Source organism: Amycolatopsis sp. NPDC051061, from assembly GCF_040682935.1.
Classification (GTDB): Bacteria; Actinomycetota; Actinomycetes; order Mycobacteriales; family Pseudonocardiaceae; genus Amycolatopsis.
In genome coordinates this window covers 1-20037 of the sequence record NZ_JBFBBZ010000057.1, presented here as the reverse complement: position 1 = coordinate 20037, position 20037 = coordinate 1, and the positions used below count along the sequence as shown (strand labels likewise).

Genomic DNA, 20037 nt, shown 5'->3' with positions numbered 1-20037 from the left:
TCGGCCCGGGCCGACCGGGGGCGCGTGGACCCGATCCCATAGACTTTTCCTGCCTTTGACCTTCTCGTGCGCCGCGTGTCCGGCGGCGCACGTACGACCAGTCCCAGCGGACGCCGAGGAGTTATGTCCGGAGCCAAGGAGAAGGAAGCCCAGGGCGCGGTGCTCGCCCCCGAGACGCTGCAGGAAGCGGTCAAGGCCGCCGAAGCCGCGTTCGCCGCCGCGACCGGGCTCGAAGCGCTGGCCGAGGTCAAGCCGGCTCATCTCGGCGACCACTCGCCGCTGCTGCTGGCCCGCCGCGAGATCGGCGCTCTGCCGAAGCAGGAGAAGGCCGAGGCGGGCAAGCGCGTCAACGAGGCCCGCCAGGCCGTCCAGGCGGCCTTCGACACCCGCCGCGCCGAGCTCCAGGTGGAGCGCGACGAGCGGGTGCTGCGCGAGGAGGCTGTCGACGTCACGCTGCCGTGGGACCGCGTCCCGCGCGGGGCCCGGCACCCGATCAGCACCATCTCCGAGCGCGTCGCCGACGCCTTCGTCGCGATGGGCTACGAGATCGCCGAAGGCCCGGAGCTCGAAGCCGAGTGGTTCAACTTCGACGCGCTGAACTTCGGCAAGGACCACCCCGCTCGCCAGCTGCAGGACACGTTCTACGTCGGCGAGGAGGACTCCGGCCTGGTGCTGCGCACGCACACCTCGCCGGTGCAGGCCCGCACCCTGCTGCACCGCGACCTGCCCGTGTACGTCGTCTGCCCCGGCCGGACGTACCGCACCGACGAGCTCGACTCGACGCACACCCCGGTGTTCACGCAGGTCGAGGGCCTCGCGGTGGACAAGGGCATCACCATGGCGCACCTCAAGGGCACGCTGGACGCCTTCGCCCGCGCGATGTTCGGCGAGAGCTCGAAGACGCGGCTGCGTCCGCACTTCTTCCCGTTCACCGAGCCGTCCGCCGAGGTGGACGTCTGGTTCGAGGAGAAGAAGGGCGGCCCCGGCTGGGTCGAGTGGGGCGGCTGCGGCATGGTCAACCCGAACGTGCTGCGCGCCTGCGGCGTCGACCCCGAGGTGTACTCGGGCTTCGCCTTCGGCATGGGCATCGAGCGCACGCTGCAGTTCCGCAACGGGATCCCGGACATGCGCGACATGGTGGAGGGCGACGTCCGCTTCACCCTTCCCTTCGGAACGGAGGCGTAGTGCGAGTCCCCGTCAGCTGGCTGACCGAACACCTCGAGATCGGCGAGGAGGTCACGCCGCAGGACCTGGCCGACGCGTTCATCCGGATCGGCATCGAGGTCGACGACCTCAAGCAGCTCGGGCCGGTGACCGGCCCGCTGGTCGTCGGCCGGGTGGCCGAGATCGAGGAGCTCACCGAGTTCAAGAAGCCGATCCGGTTCTGCCGCGTCGACGTCGGCGAAGAGGCCGAGGAGCCGGAAGAGCCGGCCGAGGACGACGAAGACGAGGACGACGACGAGGTCGGCGAGTTCGACGAGGGCCCGCACGGCATCCGGACCCGCGGCATCGTGTGCGGTGCCGGCAACTTCACCGAGGGCGACCTGGTCGTCATCGCGCTGCCGGGCGCGGTCCTGCCCGGCGACTTCACCATCGCGTCCCGCAAGACCTACGGCCGGGTCAGCGACGGGATGATCTGCTCGGCCCGCGAGCTCGGCCTGGGCGACGACCACACGGGCATCCTCGTGCTGCCCTCGGGCACCGCGAGCCCGGGTGACGACGCGGCCGAGCTGCTCGGCCTCGGCGACACCGTGATCGAGCTGGCCCCGACCCCGGACCGCGGCTACGCGCTGTCGGTCCGCGGCCTCGCGCGCGAGCTGTCGAACGCGCTGGACGTGCCCTTCGGCGACCCGGCGCTGCTGGAGGTCCCGGCGGCCGAGGGCGACGCCTGGCCGGTCCGCGTCGAGGACACCGACGGCTGCCCGCGGTTCGTGCTGCGCCGCGTCACCGGGCTGGACGCGACCGCGCCGACGCCGTGGTGGATGCGGCGGCGGCTGATGCTGGCCGGCATCCGCTCCATCTCCCTGGCCGTCGACGTCACCAACTACGTGATGCTCGAGCTCGGGCACCCGCTGCACGCGTTCGCCACCAAGGCCATCCAGGGCGATCTGGTGGTCCGCCGGGCGAAGCCGGGCGAGAAGCTGACCACGCTGGACGACGTCGAGCGCACGCTCGACCCGGACGACGTGATCATCGCCGACGACAGCGGCGTCATCTCGCTCGCCGGCACGATGGGCGGCGCGAGCACCGAGATCACGCCGGAGAGCACCGACGTGCTGCTCGAGGCGGCGCACTGGAACCCCGCCGCGATCAGCCGTACCGCGCGTCGGCACAAGCTGTTCTCGGAAGCGGCGAAGCGGTTCGAGCGGTTCACCGACCCGCAGCTGTGCCCGGCCGCCGTCGAGCTGGCCGCGCGTCTGCTGCGCCAGTACGGCGACGCCTCGATCCGGCCCGGCCGCACCGACGAGGGCGCGGTCCAGCCGAACCCGGCCGTCGTGATGCCGATCAACCTGCCCGACAAGGTCGCGGGCGTGAACTACCAGCGCGGCGTGACCGTCCGGCGGCTGTCCCAGATCGGCTGCAAGGTCTCGGTCAGCACGGGTGACGACGGCACCGGCCAGGTCACCGCGATCCCGCCGAGCTGGCGCGGCGACCTGCGCCAGCCCGCCGACCTCGTCGAAGAGGTGCTGCGGCTGGAGGGTTACGACAGCATCCCGTCGACGCTGCCCGCCGCCCCGGCCGGCCGCGGCCTGACCGACGCCCAGCGGCGCGTCCGGAGCGTTTCCCGGGCGCTGGCCGAGGCGGGGTACGTCGAGGTGCGCCCGTTCCCGTTCATCGGCGACGCGGTGTGGGACGCCTTCGGCCTGCCGGCGGACGACGTCCGCCGCAACACGGTCGTGGTCCGCAACCCGCTGGAGGCCGACCGCAACCGGCTGGCCACCACCCTGCTGCCGGGCCTGCTGGACACGCTGCAGCGCAACGTGTCCCGCGGGATGAAGGACGTGTCGCTGTACCACATCGGTCAGGTGGTGCTGCCCGCGCCGAACCCGCTGAAGGTGCCGGACCTCGGCGTCGACCGGCGGCCTTCGGACGAGGAGCTGGCCGTGCTGGAGGCCGCGGTGCCGCAGCAGCCGCTGCACGTGGCCGTGGTGCTCGCCGGCCGGCGCCACCGCGCCGGCTGGTGGGGCGGCGGCGAGCCGGCGAACTGGGCCGACGCGGTGCAGGCCGCCCGGACGATCGCCGAGGCCTCCGGGATCGAGCTGACGGTGCAGACCACGGATCTGCCGCCGTGGCACCCGGGCCGCTGCGCCCAGCTGCGGGTCGGCGACTGGCCGGTCGGCCACGCCGGCGAGCTGCACCCCAAGGTGGTCGAGGCCCTCGGCCTGCCACCGCGGACGGTGGCGATGGAGCTGGACCTGGACGCGATCCCCCTGCCGGATTCCCGCCCGGCCCCGAGCGTGTCGGGGTATCCGCCGGTGCTCCTGGACGTCGCGCTGGTCGCGGCGACGGACGTACCGACGGCCGATCTGGCGGCGGTCCTGCGCGAAGGAGCGGGCGAGCTGCTGGAGGACATCACGCTGTTCGACGTGTACGCGGGCGAGCAGGTCGGCGAGGGCAAGCGTTCGCTGGCGTACAAGCTGCGCTTCCGCGCGCCGGACCGCACGCTGACGGTGGACGAGGCGACGAAGGCCCGCGACGCGGCGGTAGCGGCGGCGGGCGAGCGCTTCGACGCGACGCTGCGCGCCTAGCCGGCTCGCACGAGGAATTCCGAGAGGGGCCGGGAAACCGGCCCTTCTCGGCGTCTCCGGAGCCGAGACCGGCGTGCCGGCCGACGCTTCGCGCGCCTCCGCCAACACGCCCCGACCCTCCAGGTACGCGACCCGACTCTCCAGGTACGCGACCCGACGGTCCAGGTACGCGACCCGACCCTCCAGGCACACGAGCCGACGGTCCAGGTACGCGACCCGACCCTCCAGGTACGCGTGTCGTCCGTCTGGATGCATCCGCCAGCGGCCGGACCTCAGCCGATGTGCTTGAGCGCCTCCCGTCGCGACAGTCCCGACAACGCCGGGTGATCGTCCACGAAGGACCGGACCCAGTCCGGTGCCGTCTTCGCGTACTCGCGCAGGGCCCAGCCGATTCCCTTGCGCAGGAAGAATTCCGGCTCGGCGATCGCCGGCTCGATCGTCCGGGTGAGCAGGTCGGTGTCCGTGTCCTCCTTGGCGCCGATCTGGCAGATGATCGCCGTGCGGCGGCGCCAGAGGTCGTCGTCGGCCGCCCAGCTCAGCATGATCGGCGTGACCCGGCCCCGGTCGGCGCGCAGGATCGGCCCGATCCTGCGGATGGCGAGCTCGTCCACGTAGTCCCACCACGCCCCGCCGACGATCATCTCCTCGTACATCGGCACCAGTTCCGGGTCCTGCCACCGCCGGTACGCCCGGTGCCCGGAAAGCGCGATGGCCGCGTAGCGCTCTTCGCGGAATTCGGCTGCCCGCCACAACTCCAGCACGGTCGCCGTATATGTCACCCGATCGGGCAGTATGTGCTCGGCCAACAGTCGCTTGAGAAGCACGCTGCGCTCGGGTGAAGCCACCCCGCGGAAGGGCATGGCCGACTTCATGTACGCCTGCATCGTGGGCGCCTTCACCGGGTCAGCCACTTCGGCCAGCCCGCCGCGGATCGCCTTGACCAGCTGTTCGTCCACGCTCATGCGTCCTTCCGTCGCCCTCCGGCCGTCCGGAGCCTACTGGCGGCCACCGACAGTTCCGGGGCGCGAAGACCGGTGCAGGTACCGACGAACGACGGATGGCGGAAGTCGCGCCGGTGGACGAGATTGGCCAAGGTTGCCGGTAGTTTCGCCGGAATCCGGCGAACTCTGTCCACTGCGGATGAAAAGGACGACTGTGAAGAGAATCGTTGCCGCCATCGCCGCCGCGGGTCTCGCGGCCGGGGTGCTGGCCGCCGCGCCCGCCGCTTCGGCGGACCCCGGCGTGCAGTTCAGCCCCGCACCGATCGCCTGGGGGCCCTGCGCGTCGGCGAGCCTGAAGGCCGCGGGCGCCGAGTGCGGCTTCCTCGAGGTGCCGATGGACTACGCGAAGCCGGGCGGGGCGAAGGTCTCCGTCGCGGTGTCGCGGATCAAGCACAAGACCCCGCAGTCGCAGGGGATCATGCTGGTGAACCCGGGTGGCCCCGGCGGGTCCGGCCTCGGCCTCTCGGTGCTCGGCAAGTACGTGCCGAACCACGCGGGCGACAACTACGACTGGATCGGCTTCGACCCGCGGGGCGTCGGGTCCAGCAAGCCGTCGGTCAGCTGCGACGGCAACTACTTCGGCTACGACCGGCCGGCGTACGTGCCGGCCACGCCGCAGCTCGAGAAGGCCTGGCTCGCCCGTACGAAGGGCTACGCCGAGGCGTGCGAGAAGAACGGCGCGATCCTCGACCACCTCAAGACGACCGACGTCGCGCAGGACATGGACAGCCTGCGCAAGGCGCTGGGCGAGAAGCAGATCAACTACTACGGCTTCTCCTACGGCACCTACCTCGGCCAGGTGTACAGCACGATGTACCCGAAGAACGTCCGCCGGATGGTGCTCGACGGCAACGTCGACCCGCGGAAGGTCTGGTACCGGGCGAACCTCGACCAGGACGTCGCGTTCGACAAGAACATCAAGGTCTACTTCGACTGGCTGGCGTCCTACGACAGCGTCTACCACCTCGGCACGACCGGCTCCGCCGTCGAGAAGCTCTGGTACGACACCCAGCGCAAGCTCACCGCGAACCCGGCGGGCGGCGTCATCGGCGCCGCCGAATGGACCGACATCTTCCTGCAGGCCGGCTACTACGTCTTCGGCTGGGTCGACATGGCGAAGGCCTTCGACGGATACGTCCACCAGGGTGACTGGCAGACGCTGAAGGCCTTCTACGACGCCTCGAACCCGCCCGGCGACGACAACGGGTACGCCGTCTACCTCGGCGTGCAGTGCACCGACGTCCAGTGGCCGGCGAACTGGAACAGGTGGCGCGCCGACAACTGGCGGACCTCCTTCCAGGCCCCGTTCGAGACCTGGGGCAACGCGTGGTTCAACGCGCCGTGCGTGTTCTGGCCGGCGAAGGCGGGCAAGCCGGTGGACGTCGACGGCCGCAAGGTGGCCGGGGCGCTCCTGATCAGCGAGGAGCTCGACGCCGCCACGCCGTACGCCGGCAGCCTCGAGGTCCGGAAGCGGTTCCCGAACTCGAGCCTGATCAGCGCGCCGGGCGGTACGACGCACGCCGGCTCGCTGTCGGGGGTGTCCTGTGTGGACGACAAGATCGCCGACTACCTGGCGACCGGCCGGCTGCCGAAGCGCCAGCCCGGCAACCATTCGGACGCCCAGTGCGATCCGGTGCCCGCGCCGGTGCCCGACGGCGCCGCGGCACAGAAGTCGGACAGCTCCACGAAGGCCGCGCAGGAGAGGCAGCGCACGCTGGCTCAGTTGCTGCGCTTCTGAGCGAAAGATGCTCCGCCCGCTGCCCCGGCCCGGTTCGCCCGGACCGGGGCAGCGTCTTGTCCGCCGGTGTCCCATCGTCGCCTCCCGATCACGTGGTGTGGTCGAGGAGGGACGTTAGGCGAGGGGTCCGACAGTTTCGGAGCGAAGTCGCCCTTGAGCAGCGCGTGGCCGGAATTGTCGGGGGTGCGCGCTAGCTTCGTGGCATGTCGATCATCGAAGAGCGCCGGACCGAGATCCGGGCACAGGAAATCACCTACCACATCGCGGTCGCCACCAGGACGGACGACGCCCGCGCCGAACCGACTCCCCGGGTGATGATCACCCTGGAAGCCGGCGGCCCCGGCGGCGAACCGGTCGCCGAGGGCAGCCTCGACCTGGACGTGGCGGTGGCGGCCACGGTGGCCGACCTCGTCGCGGACGGGCTGCTGTCGGCGGCCGGCGCGGGCCGGGGGCCGAAGCGAAGATCCGCGGGCCGTCCTGCCCAGCAGGGCCGCCCGTGGAACGAGGAGATGGACGCGGAGCTGGAGAACCGGTGGATCGAGGGGGAGACCGTCGCGCAGATCGCGGCGTACTTCGAGCGCACCCCCGGCGGCATTCGCGCCCGGCTGCCCCGGGTGGGGTGCGACCCGGAGAACCCGGGCTGCTACCTCCCCGTGCCGCCGAGCAGGCGCACGGACCTGGACGGAGGCGAGCCGACCTGAGCGGCGGCGGTGGGCCGGTCCACAGTGGACCGGCCGGCCGCCGTCCCGGTGATCATCGGCGACCGACGAGGGAGGGGTTCGAGTGCGCCCGCAAGCAGCCGAAACGGCCCGTGCCCGCATTGGCCGGTGCCCGCGGCGCACGACTCGATGGCCCGCGGTCGGCCGGCCCGACAAGGTCCTCGAAGTCGTTCCTCCGCAACCACTGTGGCACCGCGGCTCAGGCGGGCAGTTCCGCTCCCGCGGCGGCTCGAGCCGCGAGCACCTTCAACCGCTCCACCAGCTCCGGCGGTTCTTCCACCGTGAACGCGCACCCCAGTCCGAGCAACCGGAACGCGAGCCAGTCCAAGGTGTCCGGATGACTTCGCCACCGGCAGCGGCCGTCGTCGAGGTCGGTCAGCTCGCCGGCCGAGGCACCGAGCCGGGGTGCGACCTGCGCCGCCGGTTCCGCCAGCACGGCCACCGCGCGGTACGTCGGCACGAGGTCGTAGAGCCGTTCGACGACGTAGGCGGCCAAGTCCGTCGCCGGCGGTTTGCGCGGGGTGACGCGGCCGCCGGTCGCCTGGGCGTCGCGGACCCGGTCGGCGCGGAAGATGCGCCAGTCCGCGCGGTCGAGGTCGTAGGCCACCAGGTACCAGCGGCGGCCGGTGGCGACCAGCCGGAGGGGCTCGGCCCGGCGCCGCGTCTCGGTCCCGTCGTTCGCGCGGTAGCGGAAGCGGACCGTCTCGCGGTTGGTGATCGCGCCGGCGAACACCGTCAGCTGGGCGGGGTCGACGGCCGGTCCCACGGCCGGCACGGCGACCGTCGCCGTGCCGATCGTGCCCACCCGGCGGCGCAGCCGCGCCGGCAGGACCTGTTCCAGCTTGGCCAGCGCCCGCACGGACGCCTCCTCGATCCCGGCGATGGTCTGCCCCGCGGCGGTCCGCAGCCCCACCGCGATCGCGACGGCTTCGTCGTCCTCGAGCACCAGCGGCGGCATCGCGGTGCCGGCCACCAGCCGGTAGCCACCCGCGACACCGCGGCTGGCCTCCACCGGGTAGCCGAGCTCGCGCAGCCGCTCGACGTCGCGGCGGATCGTGCGGGGGCTGACGCCGAGCCGTCCGGCCAGTTCGCTGCCTGGCCACTCCCGGGGCGTCTGGAGCAGCGAGAGCAGGCCGAGCAGCCGCGCCGGGGTGTCCGTCATCCGTCCAGCATCCCAAGGTGGCGGGCGCCACTTCCCGGTAAACGTGTTTGTTTAGTCTTGCAAGGGCGTGCATAATCATGCGTATGACGGTGAACATCGCGGTGGCCGGAGCCAGCGGGTATGCGGGCGGCGAACTGCTGCGCCTGCTCCTGGCCCATCCCGAGATCGAAATCGGCGCGCTCACGGCGGCCAGCAGCGCGGGCACGAAGCTCGGCGTCCACCAGCCCCACCTCGTTCCCCTCGCCGACCGGGTGCTGGCCGAGACGACGCCGGAGACGCTCGCCGGCCACGACGTCGTGTTCCTCGCGCTGCCCCACGGGCACTCGGCGGAGATCGCGGCGCAGCTCGGCCCGGACGTCCTGGTGGTCGACCTCGGTGCCGACCACCGCCTGGCCGACCCGGCCGACTGGCGTCGCTGGTACGGCGGCGACCACGCCGGCCAGTGGCCCTACGGCCTGCCCGAACTCCCCGGCGCCCGCGAGAAGCTCGTCGGCACCAAGCGCGTCGCCGTCCCCGGCTGCTTCCCGACCGGCGGGTCGCTGGCCCTCGCGCCCGCGTTCGCCGCGGGACTGGTCGAGCCGGCCGTCACGGTCGTCGCGGTCACCGGCACCTCCGGCGCGGGGAAGAGCCTCAAGCCGAACCTGCTCGGCTCGGAGGTCATGGGCTCGGCCAGCGCGTACGGCGTCGGCGGCGCCCACCGCCACACCCCCGAGTTCGCGCAGAACCTCTCGGCCGTCGCGGGGGAGAAGGTCACCGTGTCCTTCACGCCGGTGCTCGCGCCGATGCCCCGCGGCATCCTCACCACGGCGAGCGCCCCGCTGAAGGCCGACGTCGACGAGGCCGCGGCCCGCGCGGCGTACGAGAAGGCCTACGACGCGGAGCCGTTCGTCCAGCTGCTGCCCGCGGGCGCCTGGCCGACGACCTCGGCGACGCTCGGCTCGAACAACGTCCAGCTGCAGGTCGCGGTCGACGCCGACGCGCGGCGCCTGGTCGTCGTCGCCGCGATCGACAACCTCACCAAGGGCACCGCCGGCGGTGCCGTCCAGTCGATGAACCTGGCCCTCGGTTTCCCCGAGACCGCCGGCCTTTCCACCGTAGGAGTGGCACCGTGACCGTCACCGGCCCCCAGGGCTTCCGCGCCGCCGGCGTCGCCGCCGGGATCAAGACCTCCGGCGCGCTCGACTTCACGCTGGTCGTCAACGACGGCCCCCTCGACGTCGCGGCCGGCGTCTTCACCCGCAACGTCATCAAGGCCGCGCCGGTGCTGTGGTCGCAGGAGGTGCTCAAGCAGCAGCGGCTCAAGGCCGTCGTCCTCAACTCGGGCGGCGCCAACGCGGCCACCGGCCCCGGCGGCTTCCAGGACACCCACGCCACCGCCGAGAAGGTGGCCGAAGTCCTGCAGGCGGGCGCGATCGAGGTCGCTGTTTGCTCCACCGGCCTGATCGGCGAGCGGTTGCCGATGGACGCGGTCCTGTCCGGAGTGGACACCGCGTTCAAAGCCCTCGACGCGAGCGCCGAAGCGAGCCTGAACGCCGCCACGGGCGTGATGACCACCGACACGAAGCCGAAGCAGGCCTTCGCGAAGCACGACAGCGGCTGGAGCGTCGGCGGCTTCGCGAAGGGCGCGGGCATGCTTGCGCCGAACCTCGCCACGATGCTCTCGGTGCTGACCACCGACGCCGTGGTGAGCAAGGAGGCCCTCGACCGGGCCCTGCGCGCGGCCACCCACGTGACCTTCGACCGCCTCGACGTCGATGGCGGCACGTCCACCAACGACACCGTCCTGGTCCTGGCCTCCGGCGCGAGCGGCGTCGAACCGGCCGAGGCCGAGCTCACGGAGCTGCTCACCAAGGTCAGCCTCGACCTCGTCCTCCAGCTGCGTGCCGACTCCGAGGGCGCGACCAAGGACGTGAACATCACCGTCCAGGGCGCCGAGTCCGAAGCCGACGCGATCGCGGTCGCCCGCACGATCGCCGAGGACAACCTGGTCAAGACGGCGCTGTTCGGCTCCGACCCGAACTGGGGCCGGATCGCGATGGCGCTGGGCCGCGTCCCGGCCCGCATCGACCCGGAAACCGTGTCGATCGCGATCAACGGCGTCACCCTGTTCGCCCAGGGGATGCCCGCCGCCGATCGCTCGGAGGCGGACCTCACCGCGCGCGCCATCGAGATCGTCGTCGACCTCGGGATCGGCGGCGAGGCGGCCACCATCTACACCACGGATCTTTCGCACGGTTACGTCGAAGAGAACAGCGCGTACTCCTCATGAACCAGGAGGCACTGATTTCCGCGGACGAGAGACTCGCGACGGCGGCCGAGAAGGCCGGGGTCCTCATCGAAGCGCTGCCGTGGCTGCAGCGGTTCCACGGCGCCACGGTGGTGGTGAAGTACGGCGGCAACGCGATGATCGACGACAGCCTGAAGGCGGCCTTCGCCGAGGACATGGTGTTCCTCCGGCTGGCCGGCCTGCGCCCGGTGGTCGTGCACGGCGGCGGCCCGCAGATCACCGCGATGCTCAAGCGCCTCGGCGTCGAAGGCGAGTTCAAGGGCGGCCTGCGCGTGACCACGCCCGAGACGATGGACATCGTCCGGATGGTGCTCACCGGGCAGGTCAGCCGCGAGCTGGTCGGGCTGATCAACGCCCACGGGCCGTACGCGGTCGGCATCTCCGGCGAGGACGCCCGGCTGTTCACCGCCGAGCGCAAGCAGGCCACTGTGGACGGTGAGCAGGTCGACATCGGGCTCGTCGGCGAGGTCGCCGAGGTCAACCCGGATGCGGTGCTCGACATCGTCAACGCCGGGCGCATCCCGGTGGTGTCCACCGTCGCGCCGGACGTCGAGGGCGTGGTGCACAACGTCAACGCCGACACGGCCGCGGGTGCGCTGGCGGCGGCGCTGGGCGCCGAAAAGCTCGTCGTGCTCACCGACGTCGAAGGCCTGTACGCGAACTGGCCCGACCGGTCGTCGCTGATCGACCGCATCCGCGTCGATCACCTCGAGCCGATGCTGCCCACCTTGGCCAGCGGCATGATCCCGAAGATGGAGGCGTGCGTGCGCGCCATCCGCGGCGGCGTGCGCCGGGCGCACGTGATCGACGGCCGCCTCGCCCATTCGGTGCTGCTGGAGGTCTTCACCTCCCGCGGCGTCGGCACCATGGTCTTCCCCGAAACGGAGCTCCCGTGACCGACCTCAAGTCCAATGTGGATGGCCGGCAGCACTGGCAGTCCGCCCTGATGGACAACTACGGCACGCCCGGCCTGACGCTGGTCCGCGGCGAAGGCGCGAAGGTGTGGGACGCCGACGGCAAGGAGTACGTCGACCTGGTCGGCGGCATCGCCGTCAACGCGCTCGGCCACGCGCACCCGGCGGTCGTCGAGGCCGTCACCGCGCAGATCAAGCAGCTCGGCCACACGTCGAACCTGTACGTCAACCCGGTGGCCGTCGAGCTCGCCGAGGCGCTGCTCGACGTCGCCGGCCTCACCGGCAACGGCAAGGTGCTGTTCGTCAACTCCGGCGCCGAGGCCAACGAAGCCGCGCTGAAGATCAGCCGGCTGACCGGGCGCACCAAGGTGATCGCCGCGGAGGGCGCGTTCCACGGCCGGACCATGGGCGCGCTGACGCTGACCGGCCAGCCCGGCAAGCGCGACCCCTTCAAGCCGCTGGTCCCCGGCGTGGAGCACGTGCCGTTCGGGGACGTCGCGGCGCTGAAGGCGGCCGTCGACACCGAGACCGCCGCCGTCTTCCTGGAGCCGGTGCTCGGGGAGGCGGGCGTCATCCCGGCGCCCGACGGCTACCTGCAGGCCGCCCGCGAGATCACCAAGGCCACCGGCACGCTGCTGGTGCTCGACGAGGTGCAGACCGGTCTCGGCCGGCTCGGCACCTGGTTCGGGTTCCAGCAGGCCGGTGTCGTCCCGGACGTGATCACGCTGGCCAAGGGCCTCGGCGGCGGCCTGCCGCTGGGCGCGGTGATCGGTGTCGGTGCGGCGGGCGACCTGCTTAAGCCCGGCCAGCACGGCACCACCTTCGGCGGCAACCCGGTGTGCTGCGCGGCCGGCCTGGCCGTGCTGAAGACGATCGCCGCGGACGGCCTCCTCGACCACGTCTCGACGCTGGGCAAGGACATCGCGGCGGGCGTCGAGGCGCTCGGCCACCCGCTCGTCGCCGGGGTGCGCGGTGCCGGCCTGCTGCTCGGCATCGCCCTGCGCGAGCCCGTGTCGGCCGCGGTGGCCAAGGCCGTCCAGGACGCCGGCTACCTCGTCAACCCGGTCGCGCCCGACACCGTCCGGCTCGCGCCGCCGCTCGTGCTCGACGCCGACCAGGCTGCGGGCTTCCTCGCCGCACTTCCGAACGCGCTCGACTCCACCACGAAGGACGCCGACTGATGCCCCGCCACTTCCTCCGCGACGACGACGTCAGTCCCGCCGAGCAGAAGGCCATCCTCGACCTCGCCGACGCGCTGAAGGCCGACCCGCTGGGAAACAAGACTCTCGCCGGCAAGTCCATCACGGCGATCTTCGAGAAGAACTCGACGCGCACCCGGTTCTCGTTCGAGGTGGGCATCAGCCAGCTCGGCGGGCACCCGGTGATCGTCGACGGCCGCTCGATGCAGCTCGGCCGGGAGGAGACGATCGAGGACACGTCGCGGGTGCTGTCGCGGTACGTGGACGGGATCGTGTGGCGGACCTTCGCGCAGAAGCGCATCGAGGCGATGGCGTCGGCGGCGTCGATCCCGGTCGTCAACGCGCTGACCGACGAGTTCCACCCGTGCCAGGCGCTCACCGACCTGATGACCGTCCGCGAGCGCAAGGGGAAGCTCGAGGGGCTCACCCTCGTCTACCTCGGTGACGGCGCCAACAACATGGCGCACTCGCTGCTGCTCGCCGGGGTCACCGCCGGAATGCACATCCGGGTGGTCTCCCCGCTCGGGTTCCAGCCCGACCAGCAGGTCATGCTCGACGCCAAGCAGCGCGGCGAGGAGACCGGCGGCACCGCCACCGTCTTCACCGACCCGTACGCGGCGGTCGCCGGCGCGGACGTGCTCGTCACCGACACGTGGACGTCGATGGGGCAGGAGAACGACGGGCTCGACCGGGTCGGCCCGTTCCGCGCCCTGCAGGTCAACGCCGAGCTGCTGAAGAAGGCCGCGGACGACGCGATCGTCCTGCACTGCCTGCCCGCGCACCGCGGCTGGGAGATCACCGACGAGGTGATCGACGGCCCGGCCAGCGCGGTGTGGGACGAGGCGGAGAACCGGCTCCACGCCCAGAAGGCCCTGCTGGTCTGGCTGTTCGAAGAGAGCCGGCGATGACCAGCAGCCGGGTGGGGCGGCAGGCGCGGATCACCGAGCTGGTGTCCACGATGACGATCCGCAGCCAGACCGAGCTGGCCAAGCTGCTGGCCGCCGAAGGCATCGAGGTCACCCAGGCGACGCTGTCGCGGGACCTCGACGAGCTGGGCGCGGTCAAGCTGCGCGGGCCGGACTCGGGCGCGCCGGTCTACGTCATCCCCGAGGACGGCAGCCCCGTCCGCGGGGTGCAGGGCGGCACATCGCGGCTCTCCCGGCTGCTCGCGGAATTGATGGTCTCGGCCGACTCGTCGGGCAACCTGATGGTCCTGCGCACGCCGCCGGGCGCGGCGCAGTTCCTGGCCAGCGCCATCGACCGGGCGGCGCTCGAAGAGGTCGTCGGCTCGATCGCGGGCGACGACACGGTCGCCGTGATCGCCCGGGAACCCCTGAACGGCAAAGAGCTGGCGGAGCGCTTCGCCGCCCTCGCGCAGCGCTCGGCGAACGAGCCGGGAGACGAAGGACCATGACCGCGCTCGCCGACATCTTTCCGGCCGAGGGTGAGTTCCTCGCGCCGGACGAGGTCGTCGTCACCTTCGACCGCGGGGTTCCGGTGGCGATCGACGGCGAGACCGTCTCCGTCGCCGAAGCTCGCCGGATGCTGAGCGCGCGCGGAGAGGCGCAGAGAATCGGCGGCGGCGAAGCGTGCGCCGCGCTCGAACGGCGCGCCGGCCGCGGATGCGCCAGTCTGACCGACGCCGTGTCGGGCGAAGTCCGCTTGGTCCTGTACGACGGCCGGGTGACGGCCGAAGACTTGAATCCGACGAACATCGAGGAGAAGCGAGAACAGTGAGCGGGAACGAGCAGCCGGTGCAGCTGTGGGGCGGCCGGTTCGCCAGCGGTCCGGCGGAGGCCATGGCCGCGCTGAGCGCGTCGACGCACTTCGACTGGCGCCTGGCGCCCTACGACATCGCCGGGTCCCGCGCGCACGCCCGCGTACTGAGCAAGGCGGGCCTGCTCACCGAGGAAGAGCTGACCGGCATGCTGGCCGCGCTGGACACGCTCGCGCAGGACGTCGCGGCGGGGGAGTTCACCCCGACGATCGCCGACGAGGACGTGCACACGGCCCTCGAACGCGGACTCCTCGAACGGGCGGGCACCGAGCTCGGCGGCAAGCTGCGCGCCGGCCGCTCGCGCAACGACCAGGTGGCCACGCTGTTCCGGATGTGGCTGCGCGACGCCGCCCGCCGCGTCGTCGCCGGCACGCTCGAAGTCATCGACGCGCTGGTGTCCCAGGCGAAGCGGCACCCGGACGCGATCCTGCCCGGCCGCACCCACCTGCAACACGCCCAGCCGGTGCTGCTCGCGCACCACCTGATGGCCCACGGCCAGGCGCTGCTGCGCGACGTCTCGCGGCTGCAGGACTGGGACGCGCGCACGGCCGAGTCGCCGTACGGCTCGGGCGCGCTGGCTGGCTCGTCGCTGGGTCTCGACCCCGAGGCCGTCGCCGAGGAGCTGGGCTTCGCGACGAGCGTCGAGAACTCCATCGACGGCACCGCTTCGCGCGACTTCGTCGCCGAGTTCGCCTTCGCCGTCGCGATGCTCGCGGTGAACTTGTCCCGGATCGCCGAAGAGGTGATCATCTGGAACACCGCCGAGTTCGGTTACGTGACGCTCGACGACGCCTGGGCGACCGGCAGCTCGATCATGCCGCAGAAGAAGAACCCGGACGTGGCGGAGCTGACCCGCGGCAAGGCCGGGCGGCTGATCGGCAACCTCACCGGCCTGCTGGCCACGCTCAAGGCGCAGCCGCTGGCCTACAACCGCGACCTGCAGGAGGACAAGGAGCCGGTGTTCGACTCGGTCGAGCAGCTCGAGCTCCTGTTCCCGGCGATCGCCGGGATGCTCGCCACGCTGACCTTCCACACCGATCGGCTCGCCGAGCTGGCCCCGGCCGGCTTCACCCTGGCCACCGACATCGCGGAATGGCTGGTGCGCCAGGGCGTCCCGTTCCGCGTCGCACACGAGGCTGCGGGCGAAAGCGTCCGCGTCGCCGAGTCCCGCGGCGTCGGCTTGGACGAGCTCACCGATGAAGAGTTCGAGAAGATCAACCCGGCGCTCACCCCCGACGTGCGGGCCGTGCTGACCGTCGAAGGCTCGGTGAAGTCCCGCGACGCCCGCGGCGGCACCGCGCCGGTCCGGGTGGCCGAGCAGCGCACGCGGCTGGAGGAACGCGTCACCGCGGCGCGTCAGTGGCTCAACTGACGTCGGAGGCCGGCCGGGCGCGCGCCCGGCCGGTCTTCCTCAGCTTCGCCCGGACGGCCCGCGTGGCCACCGGGCCGAGCCCGTCGAGGACGTCGACGAGCACGGCCAGCTGCTCCAGCGCGGTGACGGCCTGCTCGGCGCCGTCGGGATCGACGGTCTCGAACAGCGACAGCCCGAGGAACCCCGACGACACCGCGTGGGCCAGCCCGGCGGGGTCCGCCAGTTCGGCCAGCGGCGACCCGTCGAGCACGCGCTCGAGGGCCGTCCGGACCTCGGTGATCCACTTTTCCAGGCCCTCGCGGGTCGCCTGGGAAAGCCGCTCGCTGCCCTGCGCCCCCGCCAGCGTCTGGGCCAACACGGCGAGATTGCCCTCCGCGCGTTCGGCGACCCGGATTTCGCGGCCGAGTTCCAGCAGATCGCCGACCGTGGTTACCGCGGCGAAGCGTTCGCGGTAGAGCGAGACGCGGGCCTCGGTCGCGAGGACGCACGCTTGCGCGATGAGCTCTTCGACGCTGCCGAAGTGGTAGAAGATCAGCGCCTGGTTCGCACCGGCCGCGGTGGCGACCGACCGGGCGGAGACGGCGGTGATGCCCTGGTGCCGGATGATCTCGAGCACGCCGTCCACGAGCTTCTGCTTCGTGTCCCGCGAGCTGGAGTTCCGGCCGGTGCCCATCAGTCCATGACCTTCTCACGGAGCGGCTTGACCGCCCCGCTGACCCCGCCGCGAACATCGACGAACCGCGCGCTGAAGCTGCCTTCGTAGCCGAACACCGGCCCGAAGCGCGGGTTGACCACGGCGACTTCGATCCGGAACTGCCCGCTCGCCTCGTCGAACCACTCTTCGACCCGCGCCGAACCCGTGATGACCCGCGGCAGGCCGGCGCGGACCGGCCCCTCCTGGAGCCGGAATTCGCCGGAGCGGATCCGGAACCCGCCGTCCGGCCGGGCCGACACCGCGAGGTCGACCGCCAGGTGCTGGTGCGTCCCCAGGTAGTCGACGAGCCCGCGCCCGGGGCTGAACACCATCTGCGCGTCGAAGCGCCTGCGCCGTCTCGGGAATTCGAAGGTGCGCACAAAGGACACGGTCTCGCGGCCGTGCCGGTCCACGTACGGGTAGTTCTCGATGGTGAACGGCACGTTCCGCCCGCAGTCGGGGAACAGGATGTGCCGCGTCGACCCGAGCCACAGGAAGGGCAGGGTGAACGCCGGGCCGCGCCAGATCCGGTCCATGACGCCGTGGCCGATCATGCCGCGCCCGGCCGAGAGGGCGAGCCGTTCCCGCATGCGCGGGTGCAGGAATCCGAAGTCCGCGCCGAGCGCGCGCTCGAAGACGCCGGTCACGGCGCCGCCACCTCCGCGCGAGGGCGAGTCCGGCCACAGCGGGCGGCCGAGGGTGCGGTCAGCAGCTGTTCCTCCGGTGGCGTCCCCGTCTCGAGCCAAAGCCGCAGGCGGTCGAACGACCACGCCGTCATCCAGCCGAACAGGGGGCGGAACACCCGGTCCGCCGCCCGGCCGAAGCGTCCCCAGCGGGTTCCGTAGTCGAAGCCGGTGACGAATCGGACGCCGTCACCGAGCGGCGTGTAGCGCCAGAACCCGGCGCCCGCGCTGATCAGCGACAGCGGGTCGGCGGAGGCGAACCGCAGCACCGACGTGCGCGAGCCGTCCGGCCAGGTGCGCGACGCCGCGCTCACCCCGACGCCGGTGACCGTGACCCCGAGGAACCGCGAGGCGTAGCGGAAGTGGCCGTCGTGGCCGGCGAGCGGGCTGATGTCGGCGAAGCGGAGGTCCCAGCGGCGGTGCAGGTCCGGGTCCTGCGTGTGCCGCCACAGGGTGTCCAGGTCCGTGTGGATGACCGTCTCGACGTAGAGCGCCTTCGGTCGCATCTCGGCTCCCCTCAAAGTTTGAGCGACTGCTCAATTCGACTGTAGAGAAGTTTGAGCGATCGCTCAAGTACTAGGGTGATCGGGACCCGAGGGAGGTTCGCTTGAGCGGCGACGCAAGCCGGTTGTTCACCCGCGAGGAGCTGGCGCTCGACCCGGTCGACCTGGCCCACCTGCTGCTCGGCTCGGTGCTGGAGGCCGACGGCCCCGACGGCACGGTCGGCGTCCGGCTCGTCGAAGTCGAGGCGTACCGCGGCGAGGACGACCCGGCGTCGCACTGCTACCGCGGCCGCACCCCGCGCAACGCCGTCATGTGGGGGCCCGCGGGCCACCTCTACGTGTACTTCGTCTACGGGATGCACTTCTGCGCGAACGTCGTCGGCACCCACGAGGACATGCCCGGCGCGGTGCTGCTGCGAGCCGGAGAGGTCGTCAGCGGCCTCGACGTCGTCCGCCGGCGGCGCCCGAATGCCCGGGGGACCGGAGAACTGGCCAAAGGCCCGGCCATCCTCACGTCGGTGCTGCGCGTCGACCGCGCGCAGAACGGCGTCGACCTGACCGATCCGGCCTCGCCGGTCCGGCTGCGCGTCGGCGAGCGCGTGCCCGCGGAGCGAATCCGGGTCGGTCCCCGCGTCGGCGTCGCGACGGCGATCGACACGCCGTGGCGCTTCTGGGACGGGGCCTCGCCGGCCGTGTCCACCTACCGCCGCGGCGGGAAGCGCCGGGTCCGACCCGCCAGTTAGTCGGTTGACCTGGTGCGGGAGGATCTACAGGCGTGAGCGAACACATCCTCGACGAGCTGTCCTGGCGCGGCCTCATCGCGCAGTCCACCGACATCGACGCCCTCCGGCGCGAGCTCGACCAGGGTCCCGTGACGCTCTATTGCGGCTTCGACCCCACCGCACCCAGCCTGCACGCCGGCAACCTGGTCCCGCTGCTCATGCTCAAGCGCTTCCAGCGCGCCGGGCACCGGCCGATCGTGCTGGCCGGCGGCGCGACCGGGATGATCGGCGATCCGCGCGACACCGGTGAGCGCACGTTGAACACGCTCGACGTCGTCGCCGAGTGGGCCGGGCGCATCCGCGGCCAGCTCGAACGGTTCGTCGACTTCGACGACTCGCCGACCGGAGCGGTCGTCGAGAACAACCTCAACTGGACCGGCGAGCAGAACGTCCTGGAGTTCCTGCGCGACGTCGGGAAGCACTTCTCGGTCAACGTCATGCTCAACCGGGAGACGGTCAAGCGCCGGCTCGAGGGCGACGGCATGTCCTACACGGAGTTCAGCTACCTGCTGCTGCAGTCGCAGGACTACCTGCAGCTGCACCGCAAGTACGGCTGCAAGCTGCAGGTCGGCGGCTCCGACCAGTGGGGCAACCTCGTCGGCGGGGTCGACTTGATCCGCCGGACCGACGGGGCGGGCGCGCACGCGCTGACCGCGCCGCTGGTCACCGACGCCGAGGGGCGCAAGTTCGGCAAGTCCACCGGGGGCGGGAACCTCTGGCTCGACCCGGAGATGACCTCGCCGTACGCCTGGTACCAGTACTTCGTCAACGTCGGCGACGCCGACGTGGTCCGCTACCTGCGGATGTTCACGTTCCTGAGCCAGGAGGAGATCGCTTCGCTGGCGGAGGACACCGAACAGCGTCCCCACCTGCGTGCCGCGCAGAAGCGGCTGGCGGAGGAGTTCACCACCCTCGTGCACGGCGAAGAGCAGACCCGGCAGGTGATCAACGCCAGCCAGGCGCTGTTCGGCCGCGGTGAGCTCGGTGACCTGGACGAACGCACCTTGGACGCCGCGATGGCCGAGGTACCGAACGGCAAGGTCGATCCGACGGGCGAGGCGACGATCGTCGACCTGCTGCTCGCCGGCGGCCTGGTGGACAGCAAGGGTGCCGCCCGCCGCGCGATCAAAGAGGGCGGCGCGTACGTCAACAACCTGAAGATCGCGGACGAGGAGTGGAAGCCGGCGGCGGGAGACGCCCTGCACGGCAAGTGGCTCGTCGTCCGCAAGGGCAAGCGGAACGTCGCCGGCGTCGCCCTCGGCGGCTGACCGGCGCGGCTGACCGGCGCGGCGGCCCGGAACAGGGGTCTGACCTGCGGGAACACGGTTAAGGTACCCCCCTGTCCCGGGCCCCTTCCCGGGGTGTAAAGTTCTCCAAGTCGCCAGGGAAACCGGGTGGCCGCCGGGACACGAACCAAGCTCTCGCTCGAAGCGATTGAGTGGGTGTCCCACCAAAAA

General features: G+C 71.8%; 19 protein-coding genes. 14 read left to right on the top strand and 5 right to left on the bottom strand.

Going from position 1 to position 20037, the window contains the following annotated elements; genetic code table 11:
• Window positions 1-123: 123 nt before the first annotated feature.
• Both pheS and pheT read left to right on the top strand, forming a co-directional pair.
• Window positions 124-1185 carry a phenylalanine--tRNA ligase subunit alpha gene (pheS, locus tag AB0N03_RS44415; RefSeq protein WP_364386114.1) on the top strand — a complete coding sequence of 354 codons (1062 nt, stop codon included), beginning with the start codon at window positions 124-126 and terminating at the stop codon, window positions 1183-1185.
• Window positions 1185-3749 (top strand): phenylalanine--tRNA ligase subunit beta, encoded by a 2565-nt coding sequence (gene pheT, locus AB0N03_RS44410; protein WP_364386112.1) that lies wholly within the window; start codon window positions 1185-1187, stop codon window positions 3747-3749. The genes pheS and pheT overlap by 1 nt, the downstream gene beginning before the upstream one ends.
• 272 nt (window positions 3750-4021) lie before the next feature.
• Here the strand turns inward: pheT and AB0N03_RS44405 are convergent, their stop codons facing one another.
• Window positions 4022-4711 (bottom strand): DNA alkylation repair protein, encoded by a 690-nt coding sequence (locus AB0N03_RS44405; RefSeq protein WP_364386110.1) that lies wholly within the window; start codon window positions 4709-4711, stop codon window positions 4022-4024.
• Between the two features lie 193 nt (window positions 4712-4904).
• On the opposite strand from AB0N03_RS44405, the gene AB0N03_RS44400 reads away from it, so the two are divergent.
• Together AB0N03_RS44400 and AB0N03_RS44395 are read left to right on the top strand one after the other, a co-directional pair.
• Entirely contained in the window at window positions 4905-6488 is a 1584-nt protein-coding gene (locus AB0N03_RS44400; RefSeq protein WP_364386108.1) for an alpha/beta hydrolase, read from the top strand.
• 203 nt (window positions 6489-6691) lie between these two features.
• On the top strand, window positions 6692-7189 hold the full coding sequence (locus AB0N03_RS44395) for a helix-turn-helix domain containing protein (RefSeq protein ID WP_364386106.1): 498 nt from the start codon (window positions 6692-6694) through the stop codon (window positions 7187-7189).
• A 217-nt stretch (window positions 7190-7406) separates the two neighbouring features.
• Here the strand turns inward: AB0N03_RS44395 and AB0N03_RS44390 are convergent, their stop codons facing one another.
• Window positions 7407-8369, bottom strand: coding sequence for a YafY family protein (locus tag AB0N03_RS44390; protein WP_364386104.1), 963 nt, complete (start codon window positions 8367-8369; stop codon window positions 7407-7409).
• Between the two features lie 83 nt (window positions 8370-8452).
• Between AB0N03_RS44390 and argC the strand changes: the two genes are divergently transcribed.
• From argC to argH, 8 genes are read left to right on the top strand one after another with little or no spacing between them, the layout of a single operon-like run.
• Entirely contained in the window at window positions 8453-9481 is a 1029-nt protein-coding gene (gene argC / locus AB0N03_RS44385) for an N-acetyl-gamma-glutamyl-phosphate reductase (protein ID WP_364386102.1), read from the top strand.
• Window positions 9478-10638, top strand: a complete 1161-nt coding sequence (argJ, locus tag AB0N03_RS44380) for a bifunctional glutamate N-acetyltransferase/amino-acid acetyltransferase ArgJ (RefSeq protein ID WP_364386100.1) — start codon at window positions 9478-9480, stop codon at window positions 10636-10638. Before argC ends, argJ begins: the two co-directional genes overlap by 4 nt.
• Entirely contained in the window at window positions 10635-11552 is a 918-nt protein-coding gene (argB, locus tag AB0N03_RS44375) for an acetylglutamate kinase (protein WP_364386098.1), read from the top strand. Before argJ ends, argB begins: the two co-directional genes overlap by 4 nt.
• Window positions 11549-12751: an acetylornithine transaminase gene (locus AB0N03_RS44370; protein ID WP_364386095.1), complete on the top strand. Its 1203-nt coding sequence runs from the start codon at window positions 11549-11551 to the stop codon at window positions 12749-12751. Before argB ends, AB0N03_RS44370 begins: the two co-directional genes overlap by 4 nt.
• Window positions 12751-13677: an ornithine carbamoyltransferase gene (gene argF, locus AB0N03_RS44365; RefSeq protein WP_364386092.1), complete on the top strand. Its 927-nt coding sequence runs from the start codon at window positions 12751-12753 to the stop codon at window positions 13675-13677. Before AB0N03_RS44370 ends, argF begins: the two co-directional genes overlap by 1 nt.
• Window positions 13674-14183 carry an arginine repressor gene (locus AB0N03_RS44360; protein ID WP_364386089.1) on the top strand — a complete coding sequence of 170 codons (510 nt, stop codon included), beginning with the start codon at window positions 13674-13676 and terminating at the stop codon, window positions 14181-14183. The genes argF and AB0N03_RS44360 overlap by 4 nt, the downstream gene beginning before the upstream one ends.
• Complete coding sequence (locus tag AB0N03_RS44355; RefSeq protein ID WP_364386086.1) at window positions 14180-14506, top strand: argininosuccinate synthase; 327 nt, start codon at window positions 14180-14182, stop codon at window positions 14504-14506. The genes AB0N03_RS44360 and AB0N03_RS44355 overlap by 4 nt, the downstream gene beginning before the upstream one ends.
• Entirely contained in the window at window positions 14503-15918 is a 1416-nt protein-coding gene (gene argH, locus AB0N03_RS44350) for an argininosuccinate lyase (protein ID WP_364386083.1), read from the top strand. The genes AB0N03_RS44355 and argH overlap by 4 nt, the downstream gene beginning before the upstream one ends.
• Here argH and AB0N03_RS44345 read toward each other — a convergent pair.
• From AB0N03_RS44345 to AB0N03_RS44335, 3 genes are read right to left on the bottom strand one after another with little or no spacing between them, the layout of a single operon-like run.
• Window positions 15911-16591, bottom strand: coding sequence for a TetR family transcriptional regulator (locus AB0N03_RS44345; protein WP_364386080.1), 681 nt, complete (start codon window positions 16589-16591; stop codon window positions 15911-15913). The genes argH and AB0N03_RS44345 overlap by 8 nt on opposite strands.
• Entirely contained in the window at window positions 16591-17259 is a 669-nt protein-coding gene (locus AB0N03_RS44340; protein WP_364386078.1) for a DUF4166 domain-containing protein, read from the bottom strand. The genes AB0N03_RS44345 and AB0N03_RS44340 overlap by 1 nt, the downstream gene beginning before the upstream one ends.
• Window positions 17256-17801, bottom strand: coding sequence for a hypothetical protein (locus tag AB0N03_RS44335; protein WP_364386075.1), 546 nt, complete (start codon window positions 17799-17801; stop codon window positions 17256-17258). The genes AB0N03_RS44340 and AB0N03_RS44335 overlap by 4 nt, the downstream gene beginning before the upstream one ends.
• A 101-nt stretch (window positions 17802-17902) precedes the next feature.
• On the opposite strand from AB0N03_RS44335, the gene AB0N03_RS44330 reads away from it, so the two are divergent.
• Both AB0N03_RS44330 and tyrS read left to right on the top strand, forming a co-directional pair.
• Window positions 17903-18541 (top strand): DNA-3-methyladenine glycosylase, encoded by a 639-nt coding sequence (locus AB0N03_RS44330; RefSeq protein ID WP_364386072.1) that lies wholly within the window; start codon window positions 17903-17905, stop codon window positions 18539-18541.
• Window positions 18542-18573: 32 nt separating this feature from the next.
• A complete protein-coding gene (gene tyrS, locus AB0N03_RS44325) occupies window positions 18574-19848 on the top strand; it encodes a tyrosine--tRNA ligase (RefSeq protein WP_364386069.1) in 1275 nt (424 codons plus the stop codon).
• Window positions 19849-20037: the final 189 nt, after the last annotated feature.

Bases quoted from the DNA above. Each gene is read 5' to 3' on its own strand.
- pheS (WP_364386114.1), top strand. From the start codon at position 124: ATGTCCGGAGCCAAGGAGAAGGAAGCCCAGGGCGCGGTGCTCGCCCCC.
- AB0N03_RS44405 (WP_364386110.1), bottom strand. From the start codon at position 4,711: ATGAGCGTGGACGAACAGCTGGTCAAGGCGATCCGCGGCGGGCTGGCC.
- AB0N03_RS44395 (WP_364386106.1), top strand. From the start codon at position 6,692: ATGTCGATCATCGAAGAGCGCCGGACCGAGATCCGGGCACAGGAAATC.
- AB0N03_RS44390 (WP_364386104.1), bottom strand. From the start codon at position 8,369: ATGACGGACACCCCGGCGCGGCTGCTCGGCCTGCTCTCGCTGCTCCAG.
- argC (WP_364386102.1), top strand. From the start codon at position 8,453: ATGACGGTGAACATCGCGGTGGCCGGAGCCAGCGGGTATGCGGGCGGC.
- argB (WP_364386098.1), top strand. From the start codon at position 10,635: ATGAACCAGGAGGCACTGATTTCCGCGGACGAGAGACTCGCGACGGCG.
- argF (WP_364386092.1), top strand. From the start codon at position 12,751: ATGCCCCGCCACTTCCTCCGCGACGACGACGTCAGTCCCGCCGAGCAG.
- AB0N03_RS44360 (WP_364386089.1), top strand. From the start codon at position 13,674: ATGACCAGCAGCCGGGTGGGGCGGCAGGCGCGGATCACCGAGCTGGTG.
- AB0N03_RS44355 (WP_364386086.1), top strand. From the start codon at position 14,180: ATGACCGCGCTCGCCGACATCTTTCCGGCCGAGGGTGAGTTCCTCGCG.
- AB0N03_RS44345 (WP_364386080.1), bottom strand. From the start codon at position 16,591: ATGGGCACCGGCCGGAACTCCAGCTCGCGGGACACGAAGCAGAAGCTC.
- AB0N03_RS44335 (WP_364386075.1), bottom strand. From the start codon at position 17,801: ATGCGACCGAAGGCGCTCTACGTCGAGACGGTCATCCACACGGACCTG.